Annotated in this window: 5 protein-coding genes and 9 pseudogenes; 8 read left to right on the top strand and 6 right to left on the bottom strand. The window is 64.9% G+C overall.

Features of this window, described 5'->3' with window-relative positions; genetic code table 11:
- Positions 1-91: 91 nt before the first annotated feature.
- Together ACWNCF_RS03355 and ACWNCF_RS03350 are read right to left on the bottom strand one after the other, a co-directional pair.
- A complete protein-coding gene (locus tag ACWNCF_RS03355) occupies positions 92-436 on the bottom strand; it encodes a hypothetical protein (RefSeq protein ID WP_449406005.1) in 345 nt (114 codons plus the stop codon).
- A gap of 375 nt (positions 437-811) precedes the next feature.
- Positions 812-982 carry a hypothetical protein gene (locus tag ACWNCF_RS03350; RefSeq protein ID WP_449406004.1) on the bottom strand — a complete coding sequence of 57 codons (171 nt, stop codon included), beginning with the start codon at positions 980-982 and terminating at the stop codon, positions 812-814.
- Between the two features lie 492 nt (positions 983-1,474).
- Between ACWNCF_RS03350 and ACWNCF_RS03345 the strand changes: the two are divergent.
- Positions 1,475-1,644: pseudogene (locus tag ACWNCF_RS03345) on the top strand (zinc-finger domain-containing protein); the annotation flags it as partial.
- Positions 1,645-1,798: 154 nt separating this feature from the next.
- Here the strand turns inward: ACWNCF_RS03345 and ACWNCF_RS03340 are convergent.
- The 3 genes and pseudogenes from ACWNCF_RS03340 to ACWNCF_RS03330 all read right to left on the bottom strand — a co-directional run bounded on the left by ACWNCF_RS03340 (position 1,799) and on the right by ACWNCF_RS03330 (position 3,402).
- A complete protein-coding gene (locus tag ACWNCF_RS03340; RefSeq protein ID WP_449406006.1) occupies positions 1,799-2,176 on the bottom strand; it encodes a hypothetical protein in 378 nt (125 codons plus the stop codon).
- A 216-nt stretch (positions 2,177-2,392) separates the two neighbouring features.
- Positions 2,393-3,182, bottom strand: a pseudogene (locus ACWNCF_RS03335) (YheT family hydrolase); the annotation flags it as partial.
- Positions 3,183-3,207: 25 nt separating this feature from the next.
- On the bottom strand, positions 3,208-3,402 hold the full coding sequence (locus tag ACWNCF_RS03330; protein WP_036236204.1) for a zinc-finger domain-containing protein: 195 nt from the start codon (positions 3,400-3,402) through the stop codon (positions 3,208-3,210).
- A gap of 323 nt (positions 3,403-3,725) precedes the next feature.
- On the opposite strand from ACWNCF_RS03330, the gene ACWNCF_RS03325 reads away from it, so the two are divergent.
- The 7 genes and pseudogenes from ACWNCF_RS03325 to ACWNCF_RS03295 all read left to right on the top strand — a co-directional run.
- Entirely contained in the window at positions 3,726-4,493 is a 768-nt protein-coding gene (locus tag ACWNCF_RS03325) for an AzlC family ABC transporter permease (RefSeq protein WP_449406003.1), read from the top strand.
- Positions 4,486-4,833 (top strand): annotated as a pseudogene (locus ACWNCF_RS03320) (AzlD domain-containing protein). The gene ACWNCF_RS03325 and the pseudogene ACWNCF_RS03320 overlap by 8 nt, the downstream one beginning before the upstream one ends.
- Positions 4,834-4,873: 40 nt before the next feature.
- Positions 4,874-6,078 (top strand): annotated as a pseudogene (locus ACWNCF_RS03315) (phosphoglycerate kinase).
- Positions 6,079-6,135: 57 nt separating this feature from the next.
- A pseudogene (gene pyk / locus ACWNCF_RS03310) lies at positions 6,136-7,586 on the top strand (pyruvate kinase).
- Positions 7,587-7,752: 166 nt separating this feature from the next.
- Positions 7,753-8,815: pseudogene (gene fba, locus ACWNCF_RS03305) on the top strand (class II fructose-bisphosphate aldolase).
- Positions 8,816-9,174: 359 nt separating this feature from the next.
- Positions 9,175-10,071: pseudogene (locus tag ACWNCF_RS03300) on the top strand (phosphoribosylaminoimidazolesuccinocarboxamide synthase).
- A gap of 2 nt (positions 10,072-10,073) precedes the next feature.
- Positions 10,074-10,322, top strand: a pseudogene (locus tag ACWNCF_RS03295) (AIR carboxylase family protein); the annotation flags it as partial.
- On the opposite strand, the pseudogene ACWNCF_RS03290 reads toward ACWNCF_RS03295, so the two are convergent.
- Positions 10,287-10,895, bottom strand: a pseudogene (locus tag ACWNCF_RS03290) (phosphoribosylaminoimidazolesuccinocarboxamide synthase); the annotation flags it as partial. The pseudogenes ACWNCF_RS03295 and ACWNCF_RS03290 sit on opposite strands and share 36 nt — an antisense overlap.
- Positions 10,896-11,182: the final 287 nt, after the last annotated feature.

Here is an 11,182-nt window from a genome sequence, read left to right as displayed (position 1 = left end):
AATATTGTGAAGGTTAAACGGAGGAGTTAGTTGGATGATCCAGCACCTGTGAAATTGAGAAACGGCCATTGTCATCAAACGCTATTTTACCTTAGGCCAGTCCTTGGAAAACATGAGAATGTGTAGGAAGCACCGAATACCAGCATGCCGATAACGATGGTCTGCAACATGTTCCGCCACAGGTAGAGGCAAGCGCGACTATACCGGCCAGCAGTTTCGGATTCGTGATGCGCAGCTGGATGTCGCCCTGCGTCCCCGACACGAAACTCCGCGCGGGACGATTGCCGCCATGTGCAGCCGGCCGATAGCCGAGCAGTTCCTGCACGCGCGGGGAATCGTCACGCGCGGCCCACCATCCACAAGCCGCTGCGGGTGCAGCGGCGGTGGCCACGGCCAGCACGGCGATCTCGACGGCCAGACGTCCCGAGTCAGCCATGGCGCACCTTGCGGCGTCCGCGCGTTTCCTCGACGGCGATGGCGGTGGACACGCCGACGACGACCGCGAGCAGCAGCCCCAGCTCGTACTCGTAGGCCATGGCGCCACACCTGGACACCACACCCGCCACCAGCACCGCCGCAGGACCGGGCCGCGCTGTCGATGATCAACGGAACTAGGATGCACAGCATGGTGAGCGCGCCGGCAAACCCCAGCTGCCATTCGGTCGGAACGGCGTCGCCAGGAAGCTGGTGAGGCTGCCGCCTGCGAGGTGCTCCAGGTCGGATACAGGCCCTTGAGACGACAGCTTGCCGTCCGCCGACGGGTAGCGCTGCAGGAAGAGTGCCGTTCCGTCAGGTCGCCTGGAAACATAGCTCAGAATAAACGCTGGAACAGCGCAGCTTCGCGAAATAGCAATGCGGCAAAGATGACGAAACGGAGGTCGACGACGAACGCCGTGGCAAACATGGACCCGACGGGCGCGCCCGCGGCGATCAGCGGCAGCGACGCGAGTGGCCGAGTGGATACACTGTGGAGGAGGCTCACGCCCCGGTGTGCATGGGCTGAGGCTGCTCTTGACCATCGCGACGCCCAGCACCATGCCCCATGCGAGATGAGGCCAACAGCGTGGGCAGGCCGACCAGCCTTCGCGCCAGGGCGGGGCGGCATCGTGGCCGTCGACATCGATGGCGCTGCCGCGTTGGGCGCTGGATCCAGGTGCGGGCCGTTCATTCGCGTTCCTGCAACAAACCGGCTGACTGGGGCGGCGCTCGGACATGAAACGATGTAGTGCAGAATGCGTGTAGATTTCCTTGCCGGAAATTTACTCGACAGTATTAAGGCCCGCTACTTCTACCTACTATTCCGCAATCTGGTTGATCCGTTAGAATTGTGGCTTCTGGAAATGCCGAGATACCGGGATGCGCGGCGACGAGCCGCAAGCGCCCCGCAGAGCCTAAGGTAAGTAGATGCGCGATGAGCCTGCACAGGCCGGTTCTTGGGAATTTCCCCCTTGCCAAACTAGTCGACGGAGAAATGATGAACCACAAGACCATCCCGGTCGTGGAACTGAAGCCAAGGACCTGCCGCATTCGCCGAACCCGGCCATGCCGCTGTGGTCGTCCCACCGGCGCGTTCTGGATTTCGATCACGACGGCAACGCCAGCTGCCGCACACCCTGCGGCACCCAGTACCGCCTGAAGCCGGGCCGCGGGCCCCGGCGTCGTGCCCGGGGGCTTGCCGTGAACCCAGCGAGCGCCGCGGCTCCGAGGCTGCCCAAGCTACCAGGCCCCCTGGCGGCCTGCCGGGCGGCGACCTGCAGACGATTTATCCCGCCCTCGCACTCCGCAAACCGGCCGTCGCCTACCGGCGCGAGCGCTGGAACACCATGCGGCCCAGGATTTCATCGACGTCGACCTCGTCGACGTGCCAGGCCCGGCGCGCCCTTCGTCCTGCGTCACGGCCTGGAAGGGTCGTCGGACAGCCATTACTGATGGCGTCGTCGCGGCGCGCGGCTGGACGGCGCGGGTCCGCATTCCGCGGCGCCCTCGGGGCGCAGCGGGTCGCGCTCTCTACCACTCCGGCGACGCCGAAGAACTCGACTGGATCATCCGCCGGCTGCGTTCCCGCCATGCCGGTCCGTTCTACGTGGCCGGCGTGGTCGCTCGGCGGCAATGCGCTGCTGCGCTGGCTGGGTGAACAGCACCACGGCGCGGACATCGTCGACGCCGCCGTGTCCATCTCCGCCCCGCTGACCGGCCGGCGGCGCCGCGCTGTCGTCCGGCTTCAACCGCCTGTACACGCGCATGTTCCTGCAGACCCTGAAGCCGAAGGCGCTGGCCAAGCTGGAAGCGCTTTCCCGGCCTGTTCGACCGCGACCGCCTGCTCGCCGCAAACGATTTATACAGTTTCGACAACGTCGTCACCGCCCCGCTGCACGGCTACCGCGACACCGACGATGTCGTGCAGCACGTGGCGGGCGCTGGCGCGGTGCCAGTAATCGTCGGTGTCGCGGTAGCCGTGCAGCGGGGCGGTGACGACGTTGTCGAAACTGTATAAATCGTTTGCGGCGAGCAGGCGGTCGCGGTCGAACAGGCCGGGAAAGCGCTCCAGCTTGGCCAGCGCCTTCGGCTTCAGGGTCTGCAGGAACATGCGCGTGTACAGGCGGTTGAAGCCGGACGACAGCGCGGCGCCGCCGGCCGCCAGGTCGAGCGGGGCGGAGATGGACACGGCGGCGTCGACCATGTCCGCGCCGTGGTGCTGTTCACCCAGCCAGCGCAGCAGCGCATTGCCGCCGAGCGACACGCCGGCCACGTAGAACGGACCGGCATGGCGGGAACGCAGCCGGCCGGCGGATGATCCAGTCGAGTTCTTCGGCGTCGCCGGAGCGGAAGAAGCGCGGGGCCAGGTTCGCCTCGCCCGAGCAGCCGCGGAAATGCGGGACCGCGCCGTGCCAGCCGCGCGCCGCGACGAGCGCCATCAGGGAACGTGCGTAATGGCTGTCCGACGACCCTTCCAGGCCGTGGAACAGCAGGACGAAGGGCGCGCCGGCCGTGGCACCGTCGACGAGGTCGACGTCGATGAAATCCTGGCCGCATGGCGTGTTCCAGCGCTCGCGCCGGTAGGCGACGGCCGGTTTGCGGATGCAGAGGGCGGGATAAATCGTCTGCAGGTCGCCGCCCGGCAGCCACCAGGGGGCCTGGTAGCTTGGGGCGGCCTGGGAGACCGCGGCGCTCGCTGGGTTCACGGCAAGCCCCCGGGCACGACAGAAATCAGTGATGAGCCAGCACGGTGCCCGGCTTCAGGCGGTACTGGGTGCCGCAGTATGGGCACTTGGCGTTGCCGTCGTGATCGAAATCCAGGAAGACGCGCGGGTGGGACGACCACAGCGGCATGGCCGGGTTCGGGCAATATGCCGGCAGGTCCTTGGCTTCCAGTTCCACGACCGGGATGGTCTTGTCGTTCATCGATTTCTCCGTCAACTAGTTTGGCAAGGGGAATTCCCAAGAACCGGCCTGTGCAGGCTTGCCATCCGCGCCGTATTTACTTACCTTAGCTATCCGGGGCGCTTGCGGCTCGTCGCCGCGCGTCCGGTATCTCGGCATTCCCAAAACCACGATTCTAACGGATTCAACCAGATTGCCGGAATGGTCCGGTAGAATAGCGGCCTTAATACTGTCGAGTAGAATTTCCGGCAAGGAAATCTACACGCATTCTCACTACATCGTTTCATGTCCGAGCGCCGCCCGTCCGCCATGCCTGTTTGCCGCTTTTGTTGCAGGAACGCGACATGAACGGCCCGCGCCTGGATTCAGGCGCCCAACGCGGCGACGGCAGCGCCATCGATGTCGACGGCCACGATGCCGCCGCCTGGCGCGAAGGCTTCCAGGTCGGCCTGCCCACGCTGTTCGGCCTCGTCGCGTGGGGCATGGTGCTGGGCGTCGCGATGGTCAAGAGCGGCCTCACCGTGCCGCAGGCCAGCGCCATGACCCTCCTCGTGTATTCCGGCTCGGCCCAGCTCGCGTCGCTGCCGCTGATCGCCGCGGGCGCGCCCGTCGGGGTCATCTTTGCCACGGCGTTCGTCGTCAACCTGCGCTTCGTCATCTTTTCCGCATTGCTCGCTCCCCATTTCGCGAAGCTGCCGCTGTTCCAGCGTTTTTATCTCGGCTATATTTCCGGCGACCTGACGACGGCACTCTTCCTGCAGCGCTACCCCCATACGGCGCCCGAACGGGGCAAGCTGTCGTTCCTCAAGGGCCTGCTGTATCCGACCTGGGGCGCCTGGCAGGGCGGCACGTTCGCCGGCATCTTCCTGGGCAGCGCCGTCCCGACCGAATGGCAGCTGGGGTTTGCCGGCACGCTCGCCATCCTGTGCATCCTCGTTCCGTTGATCATCAACAGCGCGGCCCTGTGCGGCGTGCTGGTGGCGGGTGTCGTGTCCGTGCTGGCGCATGGCCTGCCGTACAAGCTGGGGCTGCTGCTCGCGGTCGTCGTCGGCATGTCCACCGCCATCGCCGTCGAGGAAACGCGCGGACGCCGCAAGGTGCGCCATGGCTGACTGGGACATCTGGGCCGTCATCGCCGTGCTGGCCGTGGCCGCCCGCCTGCACCCGCAGCGGCTTGTGGATGGTGGGCCGCCGCGTGACGATTCCCCGGCGCGTGCAGGAACTGCTGCGCTATGCGCCGGCCTGCGCGCTGGCGGCGATCGTCGCGCCGGATTTCATGCTGGGGACGCAGGGCGACGTGCCAGACTGGCCGTCACGAATCCGAAACTGCTGGCCGGTATAGTCGCGCTTGCCTATTACCTGTGGCGGCGGAACATGTTGCAGACCATCGTTATCGGCATGCTGGTATTCACTGTCCTGCGCGTTTCTCATGTTTTCCAAGGACTGGCCTAAGGTAAAATAGCGTTTTTTAAACATTCCTCGACTGTTGACAATGGCCGTTCTCAATTTCACCCGCTTGCAAGACCTGATCGACCAAGGCGCGCTGAAGGGCAAGCGCGTCTTCATCCGCGCCGACCTGAACGTTCCGCAGGACGACGCCGGCGACGTTACGGAAGACACGCGCGTGCGTGCTTCGGTTCCCGCGATCCGCGCCGCGCTTGATGCGGGTGCGGCCGTGATGGTCACATCGCACCTGGGCCGTCCGACCGAAGGCGAGTTCAAGCCGGAAGACAGCCTGGCGCCCGTCGCCAAGCGCCTGTCCGAGCTGCTGGGCCAGTCCGTCGAGCTGAAGCAGAACTGGGTCGATGGCGTCGACGTTGCGCCGGGCCAGGTCGTGCTGCTGGAAAACTGCCGCGTCAACAAGGGCGAAAAGAAAAACTCGGACGAGCTGGCGCAGAAGATGGCCAAGCTGTGCGATATCTATGTCAACGACGCCTTCGGCACCGCGCACCGCGCCGAAGCGACCACGCACGGCATCGCGAAGTTCGCGCCCGTGGTCGCCGCCGGCCCGCTGCTGGCGGCCGAGCTGGACGCGCTGGGCAAGGCCCTGGGCGCGCCGCAGCGTCCGCTGCTGGCCATCGTCGCCGGTTCCAAGGTGTCGAGCAAGCTGTCGATCCTGCAGAGCCTGGCCGACAAGGTCGACAACCTGATCGTCGGCGGCGGCATCGCCAACACGTTCATGAAGGCCGTGGGCCTGAACATCGGCAAGTCGCTCGTGGAACTGGATCTCGTCGGCGAAGCGAAGACGATCATCGAGAAGATGGCCGCGCGCGGCGCGCAGGTGCCGATCCCGGTCGACGTCGTGTGCGCCAAGGAATTTCGCCGACGGCCGCCGCGACCATCAAGGACGTCAAGGACGTGGCGGATGACGACATGATCCTGGACATCGGCCCGAAGACCGCGGCCCAGCTCGCCGAACAGATCGGCAAGGCCGGCACCATCGTGTGGAACGGCCCGGTCGGCGTGTTCGAGTTCGACCAGTTCGCCGAAGGCACGAAGACCCTGGCCGCGGCCATCGCGTCCTCGAAAGGCTTCTCGATCGCCGGCGGCGGCGACACCCTGGCCGCCATCGCAAAATACAATATTGCCGACCAAATCGGCTATATCTCGACCGGCGGCGGCGCCTTCCTCGAGTTCCTCGAAGGTAAGACGCTCCCGGCCGTGGAGATCCTGCTCCAGCGCAGCGCAGCAAAATAAACCTACCGGTCACCGGCGCAGCTCACGGGCTGCGCTTTTCACTTCAAGGATAGTTCAATGTCTCGTGGCACCAAGATCGTCGCAACCATCGGCCCCGCTTCCTCCGACTTCGATACGCTCGTCCGCATGATCCGTGCGGGCGTGGATATCGTGCGCCTGAACTTTTCGCACGGCCGCGCCCAGGATCACATCGACCGCGCCAACCTGGTGCGTCGCGCCGCCGCCGAGTGCGGCCGCGAAGTGGCGATCATGGCCGACATGCAGGGTCCGAAGATCCGCGTCGGCAAGTTCGAAGAGGGCAAGATCCTGCTGAACAATGGTGACCGCTTCATCCTCGACTCCCGCTGGGGCGAGAACGGCGAACTGGGCAACCAGGAGCGCGTCGGCCTCGACTACAAGGCCCTGCCGAACGACGTGCGTCCGGGCGACACGCTGCTGCTGAACGACGGCCTGATCGTGCTGATCGTCGAGCGCGTGGCCGGCAGCGAGATCCACACCATCGTCAAGGTCGGCGGCGAACTGTCCAACAACAAGGGCATCAACCGCCTGGGCGGCGGCCTGACGGCGCCCGCGCTGACCGCGAAGGACATGGAAGACATCAAGACCGCGATGACCTTCCAGGCCGACTACCTGGCGATTTCCTTCCCGAAAACGGCGACCGACATGGAAATGGCGCGCCAGCTGGCCAACATCGCCGGCGAGCCGTCGGGCCACAAACCGATGATGATCGCGAAGATCGAGCGCGCGGAAGCGATTCCCGTGCTGCAGAAGAGATCCTGGACGCCTCCGACGGCATCATGGTCGCCCGCGGCGACCTCGCCGTCGAAGTGGGCAACGCGGCAGTGCCGGCGCTGCAGAAGCGCATGATCCGCATGGCGCGCGATTCCAACAAGCTGGCGATCACCGCCACGCAGATGATGGAATCGATGATCGTCAACGCCGTGCCGACCCGCGCCGAAGTGTCGGACGTGGCGAACGCCGTGCTGGACGGCACCGACGCCGTGATGACGTCGGCCGAGACCGCCGCCGGCAAGTGGCCGGTCGAGACGGTCGAGATGATGTCCGCCATCTGCGTCGAAGCGGAACGTTCCGAATACAACAAACTCGAAGCCGACTTCCTGAACGTGCAGTTCACGCGGATCGACCAGTCGATCGCCTACGGCGCCCTGTTCACCGCGCACCACCTGCGCGTGAAGGCGATCGTGGCGCTGACCGAATCCGGTTCGACCGCGCTGTGGATGAGCCGTCACCACGTCGACACCCCGATCTACGCCCTGACGCCAAGCGTCACCACCCAGCGCAAGGTATCGCTGTATCGTAACGTGCATGCGTACCACCTGACGCAGCGCGGCGACAGCGCCGCCGTCCTGCGCCAGGCCGAAGACCTGATGGTGGCCAACGGGATCGTCAAGAAGGGCGACATGATCGTCGTCACGTGGGGTGAGCCGATGGGCCAGGTCGGCGGTACGAACGCGCTCAAGATCGTTCGTGTCGGGGAATTCGATTAAGAGGGAGCTCAACACCTGTGCGCGCGGCCGCAACCCGCGGCCGCGCCGGACTGTCGAATCGTGTGAAGTGCATGGCTGACGCGCCTGTCGCGCGAGGCCAGGCGCATACGCGCGCGCAGCAGGTGTGAGACCCGGAAAGGTTTCTTTATTCCTATGGAGCTAAACCATGGCACTCGTATCAATGCGTCAACTGCTGGACCATGCCGCCGAACACGGCTACGGCCTGCCGGCTTTAACGTCAACAACCTGGAGCAGGTCCAGGCCATCATGGCCGCGGCCGACCAGACCGGCAGCCCGGTGATCATGCAGGCCTCGGCCGGCGCCCGCAAGTATGCCGGCGAAGCCTTCCTGCGCCACCTGATCGACGCCGCCGTCGAAGCCTACCCGCACATCCCGGTCGTCATGCACCAGGACCACGGCCAGTCGCCGGCCGTCTGCATGGCCGCGATCCGTTCGGGCTTCACCTCCGTCATGATGGACGGCTCGCTGGAAGCGGACGGCAAGTCGGTCGCCTCGTACGACTACAACGTCGAGGTGTCGAAGGAAGTCGTCAAGTTCGCGCACTCGATCGGCGTCACCGTCGAAGCGGAACTGGGCGTGCTCGGTTCGCTGGAAACGATGAAGGGCGACAAGGAAGACGGCCACGGCGCCGACCGCACCATGACCCGCGAAGAGCTGCTGACCGACGTCGCGCAGGCCGCCGACTTCGTCGCGCGCACCCAGTGCGACGCGCTGGCCATCGCCATCGGCACGTCGCACGGCGCGTATAAATTCACGCGCAAGCCGACCGGCGACATCCTCGCCATCGACCGCATCAAGGAAATCCACGCGCGCATCCCGAACACGCACCTCGTGATGCGCGGTTCGTCGTCGGTGCCGCAGGAGCTGCTGGCCATCATCCGCGAATTCGGCGGCGACATGAAGGAAACCTATGGCGTGCCGGTCGAGGAAATCCAGGAAGGCATCAAGCACGGCGTCCGCAAGATCAATATCGACACGGACATCCGCCTGGCGATGACGGCCGCGATCCGCAAATACCTGTTCGAGAACCCGTCCAAGTTCGACCCGCGCGACTACCTGAAGCCGGCCCGCGAAGCGGCCACGCAGATCTGCAAGGCACGCTATATCTCGTTCGGTTCGAGGGCATGGCCGCCAAGATCAAGCCGATGCCGCTGGAAAAAATGGCGGACCGCTACAAGGCGGGCGAGCTGGCGCAGATCGTTCAGTAATCGCGACCACGTACACTCGACGAGGACACGTACACTCGACGAGGACACGTACGCTCGACGAGGACACGTACGCTCGACGAGGACACGTACACTCGACGAGGACACGTACGCTAAAAGCCGTCGTCCCCGCGCAGGCGGGGTCCAATGTCCGTAGCTGAGCCACGACATTGGGCCCCTGCCTGCGCAGGGGCGACGGTCGTTTTGCGGTCGCTTCTACGGTCGCTCCCATCTCCCATCGTTTGCTTTTGACGACGATGACGTAGGAATCACGTAAAATATCGCTTTGGCACCGGTTCTCCCAACCGCCGCCCATCCGACCGGCACCTTTGCCGGTTTCGCTTTATCAAGATATCCCCTCTATGAAAAGCCTCTACCAATCCACTATTTCCTCCCTGCCACTGCTGGGCCATGGCAAGGTCCGTGACAACTACGCCGTCGGCGACGACAAGATCCTGATCGTCACGACCGACCGCCTGTCGGCCTTCGACGTCGTCATGAACGAACCGATTCCCGGCAAGGGCATGGTGCTGAACCAGATCGAGCGATTTCTGGTTCGAAAAACTCGCCACGTCTGCCGAACCACCTGACCGGCGTGGCGCCGGAATCCGTGGTCGCACCCGAGGAAGTGGAGCAGGTGAAAGGCCGCGCCGTCGTCGCCAGAGCGCCTGAAGCCGATCCTCGTCGAAGCCGTCGTGCGCGGCTACATCATCGGTTCGGGCTGGAAGGATTACCAGGCCACCGGCGCCGTCTGCGGCATCCAGTTGCCGGCCGGCCTGCGCCAGGCGGATAAACTGCCCGAGCCGCTGTTCACCCCGGCCGCCAAGGCCGACCTGGGCGAGCACGACGAGAACATCAGCTTCGCCGACATGGAGCAGCGCATCGGCTCGGAACTGGCCAACAAGATCCGCGACATCAGCATCCAGCTGTACAAGACCGCGGCCGACTACGCGGCCACGCGCGGCATCATCATCGCCGACACCAAGTTCGAATTCGGCCTCGACGAGAACGGCGTGCTGCACCTGATGGACGAAGTGCTGACCGCGGATTCGTCGCGCTTCTGGCCGGCGGATTCGTACGCGCCGGACATGTCGCCGCCGTCGTACGACAAGCAGTTCGTGCGCGACTACCTGGAAACGCTGACCGACTGGCACAAGACCCCGCCGGCACCGGCGCTGCCGCAGGACGTCATCGACAAGACCCAGGCCAAGTACTTCGAAGCCATCGAACGCCTGACCGGCGAGAAGCTGAAGGTTTGACGATGGCGGAACAGAACAAGCCTCTCGTCGGCGTGATCATGGGTTCCAGTTCCGACTGGGACGTGATGCAGCACGCCTGCGCCATGCTGAAGCAGTTCGGCGTGCCGTTCGAAGCGCAGGTGATCTCGGCGCACCGCATGCCGGACGAGATGTTCGCGTATGCGGAAAGCGCACGCTCGCGCGGCCTGCGCGCCATCATCGCCGGTGCCGGCGGCGCCGCGCGTGGCCGCGTAGTCGGCCGCGGTCTTGTACAGCTGGATGCTGATGTCGCGCGGTCTTCTTGGCCAGTTGCCGAGCCGATGCGCTGCTCCATGTCGGCGAAGCCGATGTTCTCGTCGTGCTCGCCCAGGTCGGCCTTGGCGGCCGGGGTGAACAGCGGCTCGGGCAGTTTATCCGCCTGGCGCAGGCCGGCCGGCAACTGGATGCCGCAGACGGCGCCGGTGGCCTGGTAATCCTTCCAGCCCGAACCGATGATGTAGCCGCGCACGACGGCTTCGACGAGGATCGGCTTCAGGCGCTTGGCGACGACGGCGCGGCCTTCCGCCTGCTCCACTTCCTCGGGTGCGACCACGGATTCCGGCGCCACGCCGGTCAGGTGGTTCGGCGCGATGTGGCCGAGTTTTTCGAACCAGAAATCGCTCATCTGGTTCAGCACCATGCCCTTGCCGGGAATCGGTTCGTTCATGACGACGTCGAAGGCCGACAGGCGGTCGGTCGGTCGTGACGATCAGGATCTTGTCGTCGCCGACGGCGTAGTTGTCACGGACCTTGCCATGGCCCAGCAGTGGCAGGGAGGAAATAGTGGATTGGTAGAGGCTTTTCATAGAGGGGATATTCTGATAAAGCGAAACCGGCAAAGGTGCCGGTCGGATGGGCGGCGGTTGGGAGAACCGGTGCCAAAGCGATATTTTGCGTGATTCCTACGTCATCGTCGTCAGAAAAAGCAAACGATGGGAGATGGGAGCGACCGTAGAAGCGACCGCAAAACGACCGTCGCCCCTGCGCCAGGCAGGGGCCCAATGTCGTGGCTCAGCTACGGAAATTCGGTGCTCCCCGCCTGCGCGGGGACGACGGCTTTTAGCGTACGTGTCCTCGTCGAGTGTACATGTCC

The organism is Massilia phosphatilytica (assembly GCF_977014125.1).
This window is presented reverse-complemented; position numbering and strand designations above follow the sequence as displayed.

Bases quoted from the DNA above. Each gene is read 5' to 3' on its own strand.
- ACWNCF_RS03355 (WP_449406005.1), bottom strand. From the start codon at position 436: ATGGCTGACTCGGGACGTCTGGCCGTCGAGATCGCCGTGCTGGCCGTG.
- ACWNCF_RS03340 (WP_449406006.1), bottom strand. From the start codon at position 2,176: ATGGACACGGCGGCGTCGACGATGTCCGCGCCGTGGTGCTGTTCACCC.
- ACWNCF_RS03330 (WP_036236204.1), bottom strand. From the start codon at position 3,402: ATGAACGACAAGACCATCCCGGTCGTGGAACTGGAAGCCAAGGACCTG.
- ACWNCF_RS03325 (WP_449406003.1), top strand. From the start codon at position 3,726: ATGAACGGCCCGCGCCTGGATTCAGGCGCCCAACGCGGCGACGGCAGC.